The sequence below is a fragment of the Lactiplantibacillus sp. B652 genome, assembly GCF_023806745.1.
GTDB lineage: Bacteria > Bacillota > Bacilli > Lactobacillales > Lactobacillaceae > Lactiplantibacillus > Lactiplantibacillus pentosus.
The window spans coordinates 43,721-61,670 of sequence record NZ_JAMSKY010000007.1 but is presented as its reverse complement, the minus strand read 5'-3'; the positions used below and the strand labels follow the sequence as shown (position 1 = coordinate 61,670).

General features: G+C 47.1%; 17 protein-coding genes. 7 read left to right on the top strand and 10 right to left on the bottom strand.

What is annotated here, in order from left to right:
- Positions 1-115: 115 nt before the first annotated feature.
- Positions 116-685: a hypothetical protein gene (locus tag MZO40_RS09760; protein WP_105960997.1), complete on the bottom strand. Its 570-nt coding sequence runs from the start codon at positions 683-685 to the stop codon at positions 116-118.
- Positions 686-875: 190 nt separating this feature from the next.
- Here MZO40_RS09760 and MZO40_RS09755 point away from each other — a divergent pair, with 190 nt between their 5' ends.
- Positions 876-1,358: a Fur family transcriptional regulator gene (locus tag MZO40_RS09755; RefSeq protein WP_003639868.1), complete on the top strand. Its 483-nt coding sequence runs from the start codon at positions 876-878 to the stop codon at positions 1,356-1,358.
- Positions 1,359-1,450: 92 nt separating this feature from the next.
- On the opposite strand, the gene MZO40_RS09750 is transcribed toward MZO40_RS09755, so the two are convergent.
- The 3 genes from MZO40_RS09750 to MZO40_RS09740 all read right to left on the bottom strand — a co-directional run bounded on the left by MZO40_RS09750 (position 1,451) and on the right by MZO40_RS09740 (position 3,275).
- Positions 1,451-1,807 (bottom strand): bacteriocin immunity protein, encoded by a 357-nt coding sequence (locus tag MZO40_RS09750; protein WP_101874116.1) that lies wholly within the window; start codon positions 1,805-1,807, stop codon positions 1,451-1,453.
- A 299-nt stretch (positions 1,808-2,106) separates the two neighbouring features.
- On the bottom strand, positions 2,107-2,346 hold the full coding sequence (locus tag MZO40_RS09745; RefSeq protein ID WP_181186370.1) for a PLD nuclease N-terminal domain-containing protein: 240 nt from the start codon (positions 2,344-2,346) through the stop codon (positions 2,107-2,109).
- A gap of 56 nt (positions 2,347-2,402) precedes the next feature.
- Positions 2,403-3,275, bottom strand: coding sequence for a metallophosphoesterase (locus tag MZO40_RS09740; protein WP_162937045.1), 873 nt, complete (start codon positions 3,273-3,275; stop codon positions 2,403-2,405).
- A 409-nt stretch (positions 3,276-3,684) separates the two neighbouring features.
- Between MZO40_RS09740 and MZO40_RS09735 the strand changes: the two genes are divergently transcribed.
- Positions 3,685-4,227: a GNAT family N-acetyltransferase gene (locus tag MZO40_RS09735; RefSeq protein ID WP_165861064.1), complete on the top strand. Its 543-nt coding sequence runs from the start codon at positions 3,685-3,687 to the stop codon at positions 4,225-4,227.
- 463 nt (positions 4,228-4,690) lie between these two features.
- Here the strand turns inward: MZO40_RS09735 and MZO40_RS09730 are convergent, their stop codons facing one another.
- The 4 genes from MZO40_RS09730 to MZO40_RS09715 form a co-directional block, all read right to left on the bottom strand.
- Positions 4,691-5,110 carry a CidA/LrgA family protein gene (locus MZO40_RS09730; RefSeq protein WP_050339896.1) on the bottom strand — a complete coding sequence of 140 codons (420 nt, stop codon included), beginning with the start codon at positions 5,108-5,110 and terminating at the stop codon, positions 4,691-4,693.
- Positions 5,111-5,129: 19 nt separating this feature from the next.
- Positions 5,130-5,858, bottom strand: coding sequence for an LrgB family protein (locus MZO40_RS09725; RefSeq protein ID WP_050339897.1), 729 nt, complete (start codon positions 5,856-5,858; stop codon positions 5,130-5,132).
- A gap of 176 nt (positions 5,859-6,034) precedes the next feature.
- Positions 6,035-6,874, bottom strand: a complete 840-nt coding sequence (locus tag MZO40_RS09720; protein WP_050339898.1) for a DegV family protein — start codon at positions 6,872-6,874, stop codon at positions 6,035-6,037.
- 705 nt (positions 6,875-7,579) lie between these two features.
- Positions 7,580-7,747: a hypothetical protein gene (locus MZO40_RS09715; RefSeq protein WP_003639876.1), complete on the bottom strand. Its 168-nt coding sequence runs from the start codon at positions 7,745-7,747 to the stop codon at positions 7,580-7,582.
- 166 nt (positions 7,748-7,913) lie between these two features.
- Here MZO40_RS09715 and MZO40_RS09710 point away from each other — a divergent pair, with 166 nt between their 5' ends.
- The 3 genes from MZO40_RS09710 to MZO40_RS09700 all read left to right on the top strand — a co-directional run bounded on the left by MZO40_RS09710 (position 7,914) and on the right by MZO40_RS09700 (position 11,234).
- Entirely contained in the window at positions 7,914-8,612 is a 699-nt protein-coding gene (locus tag MZO40_RS09710) for a zinc metallopeptidase (protein WP_105960994.1), read from the top strand.
- Between the two features lie 904 nt (positions 8,613-9,516).
- On the top strand, positions 9,517-9,843 hold the full coding sequence (locus tag MZO40_RS09705; protein ID WP_065674885.1) for a TM2 domain-containing protein: 327 nt from the start codon (positions 9,517-9,519) through the stop codon (positions 9,841-9,843).
- Between the two features lie 449 nt (positions 9,844-10,292).
- Positions 10,293-11,234 (top strand): alpha/beta hydrolase, encoded by a 942-nt coding sequence (locus MZO40_RS09700; protein ID WP_101874121.1) that lies wholly within the window; start codon positions 10,293-10,295, stop codon positions 11,232-11,234.
- Positions 11,235-11,452: 218 nt separating this feature from the next.
- Here the strand turns inward: MZO40_RS09700 and MZO40_RS09695 are convergent, their stop codons facing one another.
- Positions 11,453-12,571: a glycerate kinase gene (locus tag MZO40_RS09695; RefSeq protein ID WP_105960993.1), complete on the bottom strand. Its 1,119-nt coding sequence runs from the start codon at positions 12,569-12,571 to the stop codon at positions 11,453-11,455.
- A gap of 136 nt (positions 12,572-12,707) precedes the next feature.
- Here MZO40_RS09695 and MZO40_RS09690 point away from each other — a divergent pair, with 136 nt between their 5' ends.
- Complete coding sequence (locus MZO40_RS09690; RefSeq protein ID WP_105960992.1) at positions 12,708-14,042, top strand: NAD(P)/FAD-dependent oxidoreductase; 1,335 nt, start codon at positions 12,708-12,710, stop codon at positions 14,040-14,042.
- 955 nt (positions 14,043-14,997) lie between these two features.
- Here MZO40_RS09690 and purB read toward each other — a convergent pair.
- On the bottom strand, positions 14,998-16,296 hold the full coding sequence (gene purB / locus MZO40_RS09685) for an adenylosuccinate lyase (RefSeq protein WP_050339902.1): 1,299 nt from the start codon (positions 16,294-16,296) through the stop codon (positions 14,998-15,000).
- A gap of 316 nt (positions 16,297-16,612) precedes the next feature.
- On the opposite strand from purB, the gene MZO40_RS09680 reads away from it, so the two are divergent.
- A complete protein-coding gene (locus MZO40_RS09680; protein WP_105960991.1) occupies positions 16,613-17,902 on the top strand; it encodes an adenylosuccinate synthase in 1,290 nt (429 codons plus the stop codon).
- Positions 17,903-17,950: the final 48 nt, after the last annotated feature.

The window sequence follows — 17,950 nt, the reverse complement described above, 5'->3', positions numbered from 1 at the left end:
GGCCAGCCATCCGCCGCGATGAACGCCAGAAGTCTCTCGCGCCAATCATAGGCGGTTGTCAGCCAATTCATGATGACTACTCAGATACAACCTGAACGATGATTTCCCGCTCGTTTCAGCGTAAGTAATGGCTCAGCTGATAAATGGTCGCTCGCCGTGACTGTGTCGGCAGCGGATGCCTGTGTCGCTGATAACGAACTATTGTGGGCCCCTGAATCGCATAGTTCCGAAAACTGGGGCGCAGCGGCGTCACGATGGCGTCAGCTTGCGAACTAGCTGCAAGACTGACGCGAATGGCAGTTGCTGGTAGGCGCATGCCGCGTAAATTACTGAGAAAGCCGTCATACAAGCGCCAGAGTGCCCCTGCCGTTGGTGTCCAGACCGCTTTGCCAGTCGGTGGTAACAGCTGGAATCTCAAGGTCATCTGGCGAGAATCAGCGCTCAAGAGGACCGGACGAATCGCCAGCTGATTGGCACGCGTTTGCATCGTTGCCATCGTCAGTTCCGTTGGTGTGATTTGATAACTAACTTCGAAGATTGGAAACCGGTCATCTGGTCCCACGCCAGCTTCACATTCACTTGTTAGCCGCTGAATCACACGCGTCATCGCTTCTAATCCGAGCACATAGGCTTGCTCATACCGTGCGCGCTCAATTGGTAAGGCTGGAACAATTGCTTGTGTCATATGACCACCTCCATCAGAATTCAACTTAATTATCGTTAGTTTACTCACTCATCCACCCCCAGTAAAGGGGTTTCATGGATTTCGTTAATTAATTTTGTCAAAAGTTTTATCTAGTAATGTTTCTAAATTGGAATCCTTCTAAAAAGTGTGGTTTAATAAGGGTGAATATGATAAAAGGAGGTATCGCGTCGTGGCAGAAGATATGTTGACCCAAGCCTTGCAGCAATTAAAGGACCACAAGATTCGTGTAACGCCGCAACGGCAAATTATTCTTAACTATTTGATTACTCACCATAATCATCCATCCGTCGAAACAATTTATCAGGAGTTAGCAAGTCAGTTACCTAATCTTAGTCTCGCAACCGTGTATAACACCTTGAAACTCTTCGTGGACTTAGGGATCGTCATCGAGCTCCAAAATGGCGATGCCGGCACCCACTACGATTTTTTCGGGCGCCCACACTATCACGTTGTTTGTGAAAATTGCGGTAAAATCACCGACGTTTTTGAGCCAGACCTCCGCAGTGTCGAAGCCAAGGCCGCGGAACTCTCCGGTTATTTAGTCACGGGCCATAACATGGAAGTCTACGGATTGTGCCCTGACTGCCAGAAATTGCTTAATGTCACTAAGACGACTGATTTGAAACGGTTGAAGTTGACGCATAGTGAATAATTGATTGTAAACGAAATGATTGCGACCTGATGAGTTATCAAGTTGCAATCATTTTATCGTTTACGTTAACTCAACATCCGCCCACTCGCGGCCTAATGTTGTGGCACCTCTTCCAACATCCCGTAAAATTGTGATTTGTCGGAAAAGTCAGCCATGTAGGCCCCGTTTAGTCCAGCTTTTTGACCAATGGTTCCCAAATCAATCATGAGTTTTTCTTCGTCATCAGGAAAGTGCAACCGGCCCTTAATGGCAACACTTCGGATATAGTTGACCAGCCGATTGACCAGTGCTTCCGGATTCCGAACCGTTCCGATCTTTTTATCGACTTGCGCGAGAACGTCAATGATGTCCAACAAATCCCCCGATTGGTCAGGCCATTCACTCAATTTAACAATCAGTCCTTGAATATCCCGTTGTGCTTGTTGCCGCAATTCTACTTCTTTCTGCATCGCGAATAATCCCCCTACTTGCAAACTTGAGCTTTCATAACAACTAATTAATCTCAAGTCACAATTATTTTGATTCCCATCTTCATTGTACACGCTTGCTAATGAAGCGGGGCATCATCATCATAAACGTCAACGATTCACTCATAAACGTCAAAATCAGTCGAACAATGTCGCAATATTCAGACGGTTCACTTAACTGAAGCATGCGGTTCTTAACCGGTGTAGCTTAAATCTCCGTAATGAAAAAAGCCCGAGCAACACTCAGACTTTTCAACTGACCCATTAATTCGCTAGCTAGCCTAACGTTCTTGACCAAACATAAAATATAGCCATGGGCCGATTGGTTGAACAAATGCTAATAGCAACCATCCTAAGCGATGACCATGCCGGAACGATTTCGCCCGTAACACATCCGCGACCACAATCGTCGTTGCCGTGATTTCTAATGCCGCAATCGGTAGCAAGCGTTGCTGTAAGCGCCGTTTGACTTTCGGTGGCATTGCACGCCGTTCTTGTTTGTGATGACCACATAAATGCATTGTCAAGCACCTCCCTGATTAGTTGGTTTCATTATACGCGCTTAATCAAGAAAGCGCTATCTTGACTGGTATCCTTTGGGAGTGTGTTCCACAAATTTCGTACTAGCAATCGTGAATTCGTCGATCACTTTGGTCCCGTGCATAAGTTGCCGGGTGGTCACACCGACCTGGCCACGATCGATTGTAATGATTTGGTAACTACTACCTTCATAGACGTAGTGGTGGTGCGGATCGTGGCAATCAATTGCGTAGGCAACCGAACCTGCAACCGCGTTCAAAATATTGTCCCCAATTAAGTACTGCGTGGCAAAATGAACGTGGCCGGAAAAGACGCCACCCAAGTTATGCCCGCGTAAGACGGAAAGTAGCGCTGGGGTATTTTGCAAGATCGCATAGTGCATATTCGTCAATGTGGGCCCATCTAACGGATGGTGTAAGAAGATAAAGGCCCGTTTCGTCGGCGCCTGGCGTAAATGCTTGCCGAGCCACTGCAGCTGGGCCGGAGCTAACCAACCGGCCTCGTAGCCGCTGACCTTGGAGTCCAAGAAATAAAAATCATTATTGCCGATTCGCATCCGACTCGCATAATACGGGCCGGGGTCCGCCGGCAAGTAGCCTTCATAAAAAGCGGCGCGCTGGTCATGGTTTCCTAAAATCACGCGCACGTGACAATCGAACTCCGCTTCCATCGTATGGACGATAGCGTGCAACCGTTGATAGTCATCGGCACTGCCATCATGAATCAAGTCTCCGGTAAAGACGATCAAATCCGGTGATGTTGGTAATTGGCGGATGTCTTCGATGATATTCGCTAACTTGGCCCAGGGATCATACTGTTGGCCGTGTACTGGAACTTGGCCGCGTGGGGTTAAATGTAGATCAGAAATCTGAACAACTTGTAAAGGACGCAATTCGATCCTCCCTCTCATACTTTAATCACCATATGGTTACCTCTAATATAGCGAGCCAACGTAAAGTTTTACCAACCTTCATATAAAGTAACTGTAAAGTTTATGCAAACGTCTCTTTACGCACGGCCAACTAGCCCAGTCATGACGCTATTAACTATGGCTGGGCCTACTAACCAGTCGTGGAACTGACAGTTAGGTCTGCGGTTGCTGAACAAGAGTGGGACTGATAACTAGGTCTACGGTCGCTGACCAGTCACGGGGCTGATCACTAGGTCTGTAGCTGCTGAACAAGCGCGCGACTGATAACTAGGTCTGTAACTACTGACCAGGCGTGATCGTGCTAAAATTTACAGTTGACAACGACCCGTTAAGTCGCCACCATTGAAGTAAGATTTGATCATACAAGTGAGGGATTATTTTGAAAAATATGTTTGTTGGGCCCCACGTGGCCTTAGCCGTGCCACAACCAGAAGACTTTGATGAAATCAGTGACTGGTATACAGACGCTGATTTCGTTCGTAAAATGGACACCGCGGCGGCGCGGCCGCTTACGGGCGAAGACCTTGAACGGACTTACCGCAACCTGGACCGTCATACGGAATACTATTTTCATATTCATAGTCTTGAAGACGACCACTTAATGGGCTTCGTGACCCTCTTCAACATCGAATGGAACAACCAGATTGCCCAGCTGGCGATTGCAATTGGAGACCCAGAAGAACGTGGTCATGGCTATGGGACCGAAGCGCTGAGCTTGATTCTCAACTATGCTTTTAACGAATTGAACCTTTATAAGGTCTGTTTGGACGTCATCGCAACAAACACCGCGGCCATCGCTGTTTATCAGAATAGTGGCTTCGAATTTGAGGGCACAAACAAGCGCGCTATCAAGCGTGACGGGCAACGCATCGACCTTCATCACATGGGATTATTTGCCGAGGATTTTCAGCCTAGAGTCACTTTAAACTAATTAATCAGCTCAATTAGTTGCAGCCAATAACTTTTGCAATTATAATAGTCGCAGATTGATAGAAAGTGACCAACTAACTATCGATCCTTAATATTCTTTAGTTTTTTAGATTATGGGTGCGTTGCTGCCATAACGTACCACAATAATCACTTTCATTCATAGACTCCCCCAAGTCTAATGAATGGGGTTCATCAAAGCCCCCACTTTGATGTTTCCTACTCCTTGACCACTACATCCGCTGATGTGGTGGCTTTTTTATTATCCAAACGCAACCTGGCAAGGATGGCGGCCATTCAACAGCGTGTTGTTTTCGCCCGTATCTAAAAAAGCCGCTACCGATAATTACCGGTAACGGCCTGCTATCACGAGTTCGTCATAGCCAAAACGAGTTCAAGCGCCCTCGTTTCGATTAGATCCAACTGGTACCCAATCTACTCGCAAGTAAATTATGTGCCACCAAGATTTAATCTTCTTCAACTTCCATCTGATTACTGCTTCGTCGCGCTGCTAGCCATTCTTTGACCTGAATCAAAATCCAGGCGATTCCCGCGGTAAATAGCAATAACATCAACGTCGAAACGATAATCACAATCACGATTTGAACACCTTCCGCTTTCAACACGTCTAATTTCGTCACCAACGCGATTCCTGATGGGATAAAAATCAGACTGATGAATTGAACGAAAAAGTTACTAACGCCGGCAACCTGCTCAAGCTTGACCACTTTGAACGTCAACAACAGGTATAACATGATCATCCCAATGAGCGGCGTTGGCATTGGAAATGCGGGCCAGAGTTTGTTGGCTAAATTAGCAATCAAACTACTAGCTAACAAAATCAAGCCATAAATGACAATTTGTTTAATAAATGCGCCTTTTTTCATCGAATCCCTCCCGGACCGTCTAGCCTAACCCAATCAACTGTGCAAAACCTGGAACCATAAAATTGACCAAAATTCCCGCAACGACGAAGGCAATCGCCCCTGTCGCACCCGCGGCCTCGCTGACTTCAATCGCTTTGGTGGCCCCGACGGCGTTACCCGCGATACCAAAGCCCAGTCCCGCGCCCAGCGGATTTTTGTGGAGTTTGAACCACCGAATGAAATGATCGCCTAACGCGTAAATCAGAACTGAATTCAGAATCACGGCAAACGCGGCAATTGCTTGATCCCCGCCCACCGATTCAGCGACAGGCAAGGCAATCGCGGTCGTGGCTGCTTGAACTAACATCGCGCCCAGCGCCGCATCGGTCAATCCAAGTAAGCGAGACACACCGTAAATCCCGAATAATGACAATAACAAACCAATCGCGAGGGCCATCAAGATGACATCCCAGTGTTTCTTAAAAATATCATTACGCTTATACAGTGGGACGGCAAACGATACCGTGGCCGGCGCCACAAACCAGAATAGCCAATCGCCACCAACTTGGTACGCTTCATAAACTTTTTGCACGGGTGCCTTAAGAATCGACGCAATCAATACCAATAAACCAATCCCGAGCAGCATTCCAAAGAACAATGGTTGGAATAACACAAAGCGATTTGTTTTGTGATAGAAATACTCGCCAATCCCATAAACTAAGACCGACAACCCGATCCCGAAAAACGGATTATTGAGAAGATAACTCACATAAGTTCCTACTTTCTTTTGGTGAAAAAGAGTGACAAAAAAGGTGCCCCATCCGGGTCTAGTCATCATTAAAATGGTGGTTAGGCTCAGAACAGTGCACCAACACGGTTCTTATTTATTATTCATTAATTATAACACATCAAAGCATTCTTTAATAGTAGTGCGTCCTGTCAAATTTAATCGACGGTATAGAACATCAACGCGTAAGCGCCAACACCCGTATGAGTCGCAATAATTGGACTAGTTCGCGCAACCAGTAAATCAGCTTGGGGCACGACCTGCTGAAGGAGCTTTTCAGGCGCTTCCGCAACGCTTGGTTCCCCCACGTACGAAATTCCGGCTGCTTCGACCCGGGTCGCATCCGCCAATTGGTCTAGGATTTGGGCCTGCGCTTTAATCAGCGCTTTCTTCCCCCGACCGCGCGTATAGAATTTTAATTTTCCATCGACTAATTCAAAGACAAATTTTAATTTGATCAAGTTCGTGACCACCCCTGCCAACTTCGGCACCCGGCCACCTTTGACCAAATTATCCAGGGTATCCACGAATAAATAAGTCTTGGTGTGTTGCCGAATCACCGCGATTTTAGCTAAAATGGCCGCCATATCCGCTCCGGCGTGGGCCATCCGCGCAGCCGTCAACACTTGAAAAGACATGCCCCGGTCAGCGGCTTGGGTATCGATGACGGTCACATCACCACTAGCCAACTTAGCTGCTTGACGGGCTGCGTTCACCGTTCCGCTCAACGTCTCGGTCAGATGAAGGGATAAGACTTGGCTGCCATCCTTCGTCAGCGCGTCGTAGCAGGTCACAAAGTCACCGATTGGCGGTTGACTAGTCGTAGGCAGAATCGGGCTGACTGCCATCTGTTGATCGAATTCAGCCGCGCTGACCGCTGTATCCGCAATCAAGTCGCCACCGAACCCCACGAGTAACGGAACAACTTCAATATCATACTGTTCAATCTCGGCCGCCGTTAATTGGACCGAAGAATCGGTGACGATTTTAATTGTCATATTTTAGAAAACACCTTTCAATCAATTTGTGCCCAATTATAGCATCTCGACCAAACCACATCGTATTTATCCTGTTATATCAACGTTTCAAGCCACTTCTGCCTTTCCGACTAGTCTTATTTTGTTATAAACTTTGTAAAAATCATCATATTTAGCATTCAACTGACCGCACTTTTTCGTCGGGAAATCACGTTTTTAAAAATTTCCCGTCACACTTTCTTCATGCATCGCCGCTATACTATGTTTATAGTCATTAAGGAAATCCCAATCCTTAACGACCCCCTAACTTTAATGATTACTTCCCCAAGTAATGATGTGTGTGTACTTAATTACATTTTTACCGATTTACTTCCCTTTTCCTCCGTATTTCCCCGATACGGAGGTTTTTATTTTGTTCTGATATGTATTGTGCTAGTTATCCTTTAGCATTAAAACGGATTAAATCATGCCATTTGTTGACTTACTGTTCGTCAGTCGGTGCGCGCCATATTCCGACTTCCGGGGCCGGCTGAAAATTACCGATGACCAACTTTCAAATTTTAAGTGGGCATCTTGCTCGAACTTGTCGTTAAACTAACGCGCAAATCATTCGACGCACGAAAACTTCTGAATAATTTAAACAATCGCCGCGTAAACTAAAATAGCGGCGCCCAGTCACCGGCCAAAACCAGTCACTGAACACCGCCATTACCATACTTACATGAACTATTTCATTTTCTCAAGGTCTTCCGGGGCGATAAAAAAGCTCACTTGCCCAGTTTCTAAGTCAACGTGGGCTTTGACTTCTACACCCTTAGGAAAAATCCAACCTTTTCCAGTATCCAACTTAAGTGGCATCTCTCCATACGTCTTGGTCCGATACGTCTTTTCCATAGAAAACTCCTTCTCACTTTGCCAATAGCGATTAACTGGGTTCATTATATAATCTGCCGACATTTTCGGATAGTAAAGACACTTTACAATGACTTTCTTCAGTAGGCATGTCGCCACAAATCTGATAAAATACGGATTAACATCAAACCAATAGGAGGATTGGACTTTGTTCTATTCATTTTTTGACCCAACTTATTTACTCGTGATCCTTGGGTTGGTCATCTCAATGGCTGCCTCGGGTTACGTCAACAGTACTTTCCGCCACTATGATGCCTACCGGAGCCAATCCGGAACGTCGGGGACCGATGCGGCCCGTTTCATCCTCGGTCAATCTGGGATTACCGATGTGGGCGTCCAAAAAATCAGCGGTGACCTGACCGATAACTATAATGGACAGACAAAAGTCCTCAGCTTGTCAGAAGCAACCGCTGACTCCACTTCAGTCGCCGCAATCGGGGTCGCTGCTCACGAATGTGGGCACGCCGTTCAAGATAACGTCGGCTACTGGCCAATGCGACTACGGACTGCTTTAGTTCCCGTCGCCAACATAGGGTCGTCACTATCATTACCGCTGATCATTATTGGCGTCTTGCTTAGTTACAACCAGTCCCTGATTCACTTGGGAATTGCGCTCTTCTCATTGGCGTTACTATTTCAATTAGTCACGCTACCCGTTGAATTCAACGCCTCACGTCGCGCCTTACAGATTTTATCAGATGGTCAAGTGCTAACCCGCGATGAAGTCCCAATGGTGCGTAAAGTACTCGTTGCGGCTGCCTTGACCTACGTCGCAGCGGCACTGTCAACATTCTTACAATTGCTGCGTCTGATCATCTTGTTCGGTGGCAATCGCGACGATAACTAACTTGCATCTGCTCGATCAGATCAATGATCTACTTTAAAAAGAACGCCCGATTAACAATTATTTTTGTCAAACTGATTGCTAATCGGGCGTTCTTTTAAGTTTCACTTGGGCTGCTCGGCCCTTGCGTCCTAACATTAGTCGGATTTGTGTTCATGAGTACGTCATTGGTTAGAGTTGTGTTCGTGAGCAGGTAAATCGATTCCGTCTAGTTTTCAGGAGACTTGCAGAATAACCTACGCAATTGACTGTTGGATTTCTTACGACTGCCGCTTCATTTAGGCATTAACGCAGCATAGGTCCACTCGTTACAACCTACGCTACCTGATAATTCTTCAAATGCTTAACAAAGCCTTTCCCTTTTTTTCACGGGATTAGAGACATTCAGTCACAAATTCTTCACACAACCTCGGTATGATTACATCATAGCAATTGAGGTTAACTCAATCAGCTATAACACAACCTAAAATTTTTCATTTACTCCTCCAAAGTAATGAAATTCATAGTAACATGTGATTCCCCGTCACATGTTTACCCTACTCCTTTTTCCACCGTATTCCCCGATACGGTGGTTTTTGTTTTTTATGCATTTTTCAGTTTGAATCGCTGATATATAATTGCTTGATAATTCCAGAATTCTGTATATATGCATATAATTTCCACGATTGGGGGAACTTTTGGAGGAGATTTTCAATAAAAAAATAAATGACACGGCAATGTATTCACCCTAAAAGGACCACCGGCTAAGGCGATAATTTTCATTTTAGCTACCGCTCTAACAATTGATGTCATAAATGATTAATTTTAATTAAAATATTAGTTAATTAATTGACTGACTTGTTGTATGATAGAATTCTGTCAAAATATCGGTGCTTTTAGTACCACAACATAAGGGGAATTATACACAATGATCAATAACGCGAATTTACGGGGACAATTGACCAATGAAGAAGTACTTGTGCTTAACTCTGAAATCGAACTACGGAAGAAGTCAGCATTGATTACCTACCTACTCTGCCTATTCATCGGCACATTAGGCGCTCATCGTTACTACGTGGGCAAAACTGGTTCGGCAATCGCCATGACCTTGATTACGGTGCTGACATTAGGCTTTGGTGCCATTGTGACGGGAATCTGGGCACTAGTTGACTTATTTCTGATCAACGGTTGGCTACAAGATGACCGCTCACAAATTGAAGCCAACACGATTCAAACCATCTTGAACAAGCGGTAAGGTCGTGTAAGTATGGCGTGCTAACTGCGTGGCTAATCGCTAGCAACCATCAAACGTTATGACCAGGTTTAAATCAACAAAAATGCCACTAACCAGCACCAAACACCGGCCAGGATTGCACTTATTAACCCAGCCACACCGCAATATTGACCACCCACAAGCAATTTTCTGATTTTTAGCCGCTCAAGTATGCAATTTAGTTACCTTTTAACGGTCAAACTACTATACTAAACATATAGTGACTGGACATCTCCTTCAGCCACTTGAACCTTTTTCATTTACTCCTCCAAAGTTAATGAAAAGCAAGTTCGCTGGGGATGCCACCTAGCGACCAGGTCAATTTCTAGGTCATCGCCCGCCGCGGTGGCCTTTTTGTTTGTCGTGATAAATATTTTCATATTTCTTCCAATCGGCGTATCATATTTATGAGAGATTAGGAGTGATAGATTATGAAGAAAACACGCGTGTTGGCAGGAATTGGGGCCCCGGCAGCCATCTTTTCAACTGCCCTAATTGCGAGTGAAAAGCTCTATAATTTTGCTTTCAAACGCGTCGATTACGTCCCTGAAACATCCGCAGACAAACAAAAATACGCCGATGCGTACTACGCTTACGTCGATTGGCTGCATCGTCAGCCAGTCAAACAGTGGCAACTCAACGTGCAAGACGAAGCGAACCACCTCGTTGCGCAGTACGTGCCCGCCAAAACGACCAGCAACCGTACCGTCATCATCTCCCACGGCTATAAGGGCGACGGCGAGACGATGGCCAACTACGCCTATATGTTTCACCAAATGGGCTACAACGTCTTATTGCCAGACGACCGCGGTCACGGCCAGAGTGCTGGTAAATATATCAGTTTTGGCTGGCAAGATCGCCGCGACTACCTCGGCTGGATCGATAAAGTCCTTCGCATCAACGGTCAGCACACCAAAATCATTTTATTCGGCGTCAGCATGGGTGGCGCGACCGTTGAAATGATGAGTGGTGAAGAGCTACCGCCACAGGTCAAGGCAATCATCGCCGATTGCGGTTACTCCAGTATCGAAGAAGAGTTAGCGTACTTACTAAAACGCCAATTTCATTTACCAAAATACCCCTTTGTACCGATCGTCAGCTTCATTAACCGCCACCGAATGGGCTACTACTTGAGTGATGTCAGTTCCGTTGAACAGCTAAAACGGAATCACCTCCCAATCTTCTTCATCCACGGCGAAAAAGACGTCTACGTGCCCAGCTGGATGCTCAAAGAAAATTATCAAGCCGCTAATGGTCCCAAGCAGATGTGGCAAGTCCCTAATGCCACGCACGCAGAAAGTTTCTGGATTGGCCCGGCCGAATATCAACGGCATATCGCCGCCTTTTTAGACCAATACGTGCCTGCAGACTAAGCCAGCCGTCTGTCGTCTCTACAACAGCGCTAGTAGGCAACTGTAGCGACTGAGCGTTGCGTTTAACGAGACCTTTACAATAAAACTAACTAAATAACAAACTGAGTGCTGCACCGTGTGAATCACGATGCGGCACTCAGTTTTTGTCTACCAGCGGGGGCACTTCCCACACCTCAGGTTGTTTTGTCTGCCAGCAGGTTCGCTTTTCTCACAGTTTACTAGCGTGCAGTCCGACTGATAATTCGGGCTAACCGGTCAGCCATCCGTTCCAGATTGGCCGGTCCTTGTGCCATGGCTTGGTCTAAGGTCATGACTTGGTCAACGATGGGCAAGACGGCAGTGACGCCCTGTTCGGCAAACGTTGCGTTAGTCCCTTTTTGCCGGCCAACGAGGAGATAACACGGTTTGTCAGCTGCCTGTGCCATTTGACTCAACTGAATCGGGACTTTGCCCATAAAGCTCTGGTCGTCGACTTGGCCCTCGCCCGAAATGACCAAATCAGCTTGCGCCACCTTGGCCTTCAATTGGCTCACGTCGGCGAGTAGTTGAAAGCCAGATTGCACCTGAGCATGTAAGAAATAGCGCAAAGCAAAGCCAATTCCACCCGCCGCACCATCACCAGCATGGGCGCTCACTTGGCCACTCGCAATCGTCATATAGTGCGCCAGGGCCGCATCGTGTGCGTCGATTTGGGCGGCAGGCAACCCTTTTTGCGGGCCAAAGATTCTCGCCGCGCCATTGGTCCCAGTCAACGGATTCGTCACGTCCGCCGCGCTGATAAACGTCACGTCGGCGAGCTGTGGTAAGACTTGCTGCGTCTCAATGGTGGCCACTTTGCCTAAATCAGCACCAATCATCGCGAGTTCGTTTCCATCGGCATCTAGGAACCGATAGCCGAGCGCACGCAAAATGCCGGCACCCCCATCGACCGTCCCGCTACCACCGAGGCCCAGAATAATTTTACGTGCCCCGTGCTTGATTGCGTCCTTGATCAACAGGCCCGTCCCGTAAGTATTCGTGGCTAACGGGGTCAACTGCTCCGTGACAAACTGAATGCCGGATGCAGCGGCGACCTCAATCACAGCTAGTTTTTCAGCCGCAAAATAGCCATATGTTGCTTCAAGCGGCTGTTGGGCTAAGTCGACGGTCTGCGCCGTAATCGACTGACCACCAGCATGATTCGCCAACCAGGCCGCAACCGTTCCTTCACCACCATCCGCGATCGCCACCTGAGTCGTTGCTAATCCGTGTGCTTCAAAACGCCGGGCCACCAGCTGATTGGCCTGAATACTCGTGATGGAATTTTTGAAAGAATCAATGGCAATTAATGCGTGCATTTTATCGTCCCCTATTCAATAACTACTTTCCAGTATAGAGAACCAACGTCTAATCGGCAATTCATATCAGTTGTCAACATTTATGAAAATCGTTAAGCTTAAAGTATCAAATAATTCATATGGAGGACGATAAGTTATGGCAACTCAGTACGATTACGACGTATTATACATTGGTGCGGGCCACGCGACCTTTGATGGCGCAGCCCCACTCGCTAAGACCGGGGTCCGCGTCGGTGTGATTGAAAGTGGTTTAATTGGTGGGACCTGCCCTAATCGCGGGTGTAATGCCAAAATCACGCTCGATGAACCAGTCAAACTCACCCGTGAAGCTGCTCGCTTGAACGACCTGTTAAGTAGTGCGCCGACCATCAACTGGACGGCCAACGTGGCGCATAAACAAGAAATCATCGACCCCTTACCAGCTGGTCTAACCGCTCGTTTGGAAGATGGTGGCGCCAAGATTATTCATGGCCACGCGACGTTCAAAGATAACCACACCGTAATCGTGGATGACGACCAAACGATCACCGCTGAAAAGATCGTGATTGCGACTGGCTTGAAGCCCCACCGTTTGGACATTCCGGGTACTGAATTAGCCCATGACAGCAGCGACTTCATGAACCTCAAGCAGTTGCCGCAAAACCTCGTCATCATTGGGGCAGGCTATATCGGCATGGAATTCGCGACGATTGCCAATGCCGCTGGCGCTAACGTGACAGTGATGCTTCACGGTGACCAAGCGCTCCGCGACTTCTATCAACCTTACGTTGAACAAGTCGTTGCTGACTTAACCGAACGAGGCGTCAAATTCATCAAAAATGCGAACGTTCAAGCGTTCGAACAACAGACCGACCAACTTCAAGTGCACTATGGCGACGATCAACAGTTAACGACTGACTGGATTTTAGATGCCACCGGCCGGATCCCGAACTTAGACGGCTTAGGTTTGGACCAAGTCGGCGTCAAATACGACCGCCACGGGGTCTACGTTAACGATTATCTCCAAACCAACATCGATAACATTTACGCGGCCGGTGACGTGCTCGCCAACGACTTGCCAAAGGTCACCCCTGCCGCTTACTTCGAGTCCAAATACTTGATGCGCCTATTCTCTGGTCAGACCACTGACCCCATCGACTATCCGGTCATTCCATCCGTGGTCTTCACCTCACCACGAATCGCTCAAGCCGGGATGAAGATTCCAGACGCGGAAAAAGCTGGTTTGGACGTGGCCGAAAATGATTTAGCCAATTACTGGTATTACCAAGTCTCCCGTGAACCGATCGCCGCTAGCAAACAAGTTCATGACAAGGACGGCCATCTCGTCGGCGTCACTGAAATCAGCGACCAGGCCGAAAACGCGGTCAACGCGCTATTACCAGCCATTGAATATCAATTGGACCGGGACCAAGTCGACCGCCTGATCGGCATCTTCCCAACCATCGGCTATGCCGCCTGGCACCGAGCTTAAGGAGTCAATGATTGATTTCACACGATGATTTGACTTGTCTCGTTATCACAGTCTCGGCATAAAATACAGCGATTCAAGGCCAACTGCTTTGAATCGCTTTTTGTTACGTTACACTTACGCATTGTGCTAGTGATTGGTCATGAATCATGATTAAAGCTTGCCAGTTAATTCGGATTACTGTCCGTCAGCATTGTTCGTCCTAGTCCGACTTCCGGGGCCGGCTGACAACGCTGGAACAGGGTGGACATCGATTTGAACTCACGCAGAAAACCACTGCGCAATTTCAAATACGAGTCTTCTTCTAGCCCGGGAAGACCACCCGGACAAGAAGAACTTCGCCCTTGAGCATTGTCAGCCAGCCCCTCCAGTCGGGAACCCGCTCGAATGGCGGATGAACGGCCACCTAACTTGGTGCAATTGACCACTGGATATAGGTGACTGGACTTTCAGTAAAACTTCAAATTGGTATCATTAATTCTTTAAGGCAGTTGAACGCTGAGAAGATTACCTGAATATTATTCACTACTTCCAATTACAACTAGCTTGAAATTGTTCAATAAAATTGCCTTCGTTTATAATTCAAGACTTTGTTATCTCAGACGACTAGCGAAAATTCTGACAGGTAATTTCAGTGAAGTTGCTTGTCAAAAACCTTAAACCATGGGTAAGGACATTTAACTATTGTTAGAACCCAGTCTGACAGTTGAATATCAAGATAACCATGTACTAAGGAACCAACGACTAATCCAACCAAAAGTTGAGTCCGCACATGTCTGCCTTTCGAATACCATCCCGGCTGGAAGCCGGTGTAGGACGACGCCACGACTGCAAGTTTACGCTAACTCGCACTGTTTCCAGCGGTTCCAAGCTGGCTGGTTTTGAACTTAAAAACACAGTAACAAAATGCCCCAAAAAGCCCCAGCGAATCATTCGCTGGGGCTTCATTAGTTTTAAATTAATCGTCTAATCCTAATCGTTCGAAAATCTCGTCAACGTGACGTAAGTGATAATGGTAGTCAAAGGCGTCATCGATAGCGGCTTGGTCCAAGTGTTCGCGAATTTCGGCGTTGCCTTCGACGAGTGGCTTGAATTGGAGCTGCTCATCCCAGGACTTAGCCGTTAACGGTTGAACCAGGTCATAGGCACTTTCACGTGACATGCCGGTATCAATCAGTTTTAACAAGACGCGTTGACTATAGATCAACCCGTAAGTCGCATCCATATTCTGCTTCATCCGCTCTGGGAAGACCGTCAACGTCTTAATGATCTTGTTGATTCGCGTCAAGATGTAGTCCACCAAGATCGTCGTATCTGGTAAAATGATCCGTTCTGCAGATGAGTGCGAAATGTCGCGTTCATGCCACAATGGCACGTCTTCGTAGGCCGTCATCATGTGACCACGGATAACGCGTGCCAACCCAGTCACATTTTCAGAACCGATTGGATTACGTTTATGCGGCATCGCTGAGGACCCCTTTTGTCCTTTATTGAAGAATTCTTCAACTTCATGGGTCTCAGACTTTTGTAAGCCGCGAATTTCGGTTGCAAACACTTCAACGCTGGTTGCAATCAAGGCTAAGCTCGCAATGTATTCCGCGTGCAAGTCACGTGGTAAGACTTGTGTTGAGATTTCTTGTGCGCGCAAGCCGAGTCGTTTGCAGACAAATTCTTCGACAAACGGTGGGATGTTGGCGAACGTCCCCACGGCACCACTAATTTTACCCGCTTCAACGCCCGCAGCTGCGTGTTCGAAGCGTTCGATATCCCGGTTGATTTCTGAATACCAGCGGGCAATCTTCAAGCCGAAGGTAGTTGGTTCAGCGTGGACCCCGTGCGTCCGGCCCATTTCAACCGTATATTTATATTTTTTCGCCTGTTGTGCTAGTGTCGCCCGTAAGTCCTGCAAGTCTTGGCGAATAATCGCGTTGGCCTGCTTCAAACGGTACCCCTGAGCAGTGTCGACCACGTCAGTACTTGTCAGGCCATAATGCACCCACTTACGTTCGGCGCCTAATGATTCGGAAACATCACGCGTAAAAGCAACCACATCATGATGCGTTACGGCTTCGATTTCCGCGATCCGATCAACATCAAACTTGGCATTTTCTCGAATTTTAGCAACATCACTTGCCGGAATCTTCCCCAATTCAGCCCAAGCCTCGTCTGCAGCAATCTCTACTTCCAACCACGCTTGATACTGATTTTCTAACGACCATACTTTGCCCATCTCGGGACGCGTATAACGATCAATCATTGCTAATCCTCATTTCTATTTAGGTAATCACTAACAAAACACGAACATTATTATATCACATCAGCCAATTTAATCATAGGGACGAACAATGAAAATATCCCGTCTTTTTTCATTTCATTATCATGTTTTTCCGGTTAATCGACAACAATTGTGTCTAACTATGAACAATTAATTAACACTAAAACAAGAACATTCGGATTTCAGGTTGCGTTTTGGGGCTAAAGTTGCTATACTCATTTCTGTTGGAGTAGTGAACGTTTGACTACTCTCTAGGATTAATTATTCATAATTAAACTATTTAATGAGGTGGAAGAATATGGCATCAGTCGTAGTAGTAGGTAGCCAGTGGGGCGATGAAGGTAAAGGAAAGATCACGGACTTTTTGAGTCAGGAAGCAGATGTGGTATCACGTTACCAAGGCGGCGACAACGCCGGCCACACCATCGTATTTAATGGACAAACTTTCAAATTACGGCTGATTCCATCTGGGATTTTCTTCCACGACAAGCTCGCCGTAATCGGAAATGGCGTCGTGCTAAATCCCAAGTCATTAGTTGAAGAATTACAATATTTGCGCGATAACGGCGTTAACCCTGATAACCTGAGAATTTCAAATCGGGCCCACGTCATCTTGCCTTATCACATCACCTTAGATGGTGCCCAAGAAAAGGCCAAGGCTGGCGGTAAGATTGGGACGACTAACAAAGGGATCGGCCCAGCTTACATGGACAAAGCCGAACGAATCGGGATTCGGGTGGCTGACTTACTCGACAAGGACACGTTTGCCGAATTACTCAAACGCAACTTAGCCGAAAAGAACCAAATCATTACCAAGCTCTATGATCTGGAACCACTTAAATTTGAAGATATTTTTGATGACTATTACGCTTATGGGCAAACTTTGAAGCCATTCGTGACGGATACTTCCGTGGTGATCAACGATGCCCTCGATAACGGTCAACGGGTACTCTTTGAAGGCGCTCAAGGCGTGATGTTGGATATCGACCAAGGGACTTATCCTTACGTCACTTCCTCAAACCCAGTCGCCGGTGGGGTCACCATTGGTAGTGGCGTCGGCCCTTCTAAGATCGACAACTGTGTCGGTGTTTTAAAGGCTTACACCTCTCGCGTTGGTGACGGACCTTTCCCAACTGAACTCTTCGATGAAGTGGGTGATTTCATCCGTGAAACGGCCCACGAATACGGTACCGTTACGAAGCGGCCACGGCGAATCGGCTGGTTTGATAGCGTCGTGTTACGGCATGCCAAACGGGTCTCTGGGTTTACCCACCTCAGCTTGAACTGCTTGGACGTCTTGACTGGCTTGAAAACCATCAAGGTATGTACCGCTTATGACCTGAACGGCGAAACCATCTATCACTACCCAGCCAGCCTGAAGGAATTGGAAGCTTGCAAGCCGATTTACGAAGAACTACCTGGCTGGGACGAAGATATTACGGGCGTCAAGACCTTTGAAGAACTCCCAACGAATGCCCAAAATTATTTACGTAAATTAGAAGAACTCGTTGGCGTTAAGATTGCGACCTTCTCTGTCGGTCCCGACCGTGAACAAACCAACGTGATCGACCACGACATTTGGGGATAAGGACGACCACCTTTCCAACGAACTTTAAAGGAGTTGTAACAGAATGGG

Coding starts and splice junctions, on each gene's coding strand:
- MZO40_RS09760 (WP_105960997.1), bottom strand. CDS start 685: ATGACACAAGCAATTGTTCCAGCCTTACCAATTGAGCGCGCACGGTAT.
- MZO40_RS09750 (WP_101874116.1), bottom strand. CDS start 1,807: ATGCAGAAAGAAGTAGAATTGCGGCAACAAGCACAACGGGATATTCAA.
- MZO40_RS09745 (WP_181186370.1), bottom strand. CDS start 2,346: ATGCATTTATGTGGTCATCACAAACAAGAACGGCGTGCAATGCCACCG.
- MZO40_RS09740 (WP_162937045.1), bottom strand. CDS start 3,275: ATGAGAGGGAGGATCGAATTGCGTCCTTTACAAGTTGTTCAGATTTCT.
- MZO40_RS09735 (WP_165861064.1), top strand. CDS start 3,685: ATGTTTGTTGGGCCCCACGTGGCCTTAGCCGTGCCACAACCAGAAGAC.
- MZO40_RS09730 (WP_050339896.1), bottom strand. CDS start 5,110: ATGAAAAAAGGCGCATTTATTAAACAAATTGTCATTTATGGCTTGATT.
- MZO40_RS09720 (WP_050339898.1), bottom strand. CDS start 6,874: ATGACAATTAAAATCGTCACCGATTCTTCGGTCCAATTAACGGCGGCC.
- MZO40_RS09715 (WP_003639876.1), bottom strand. CDS start 7,747: ATGGAAAAGACGTATCGGACCAAGACGTATGGAGAGATGCCACTTAAG.
- MZO40_RS09705 (WP_065674885.1), top strand. CDS start 9,517: ATGATCAATAACGCGAATTTACGGGGACAATTGACCAATGAAGAAGTA.
- MZO40_RS09700 (WP_101874121.1), top strand. CDS start 10,293: ATGAAGAAAACACGCGTGTTGGCAGGAATTGGGGCCCCGGCAGCCATC.
- MZO40_RS09695 (WP_105960993.1), bottom strand. CDS start 12,571: ATGCACGCATTAATTGCCATTGATTCTTTCAAAAATTCCATCACGAGT.
- MZO40_RS09690 (WP_105960992.1), top strand. CDS start 12,708: ATGGCAACTCAGTACGATTACGACGTATTATACATTGGTGCGGGCCAC.
- purB (WP_050339902.1), bottom strand. CDS start 16,296: ATGATTGATCGTTATACGCGTCCCGAGATGGGCAAAGTATGGTCGTTA.
- MZO40_RS09680 (WP_105960991.1), top strand. CDS start 16,613: ATGGCATCAGTCGTAGTAGTAGGTAGCCAGTGGGGCGATGAAGGTAAA.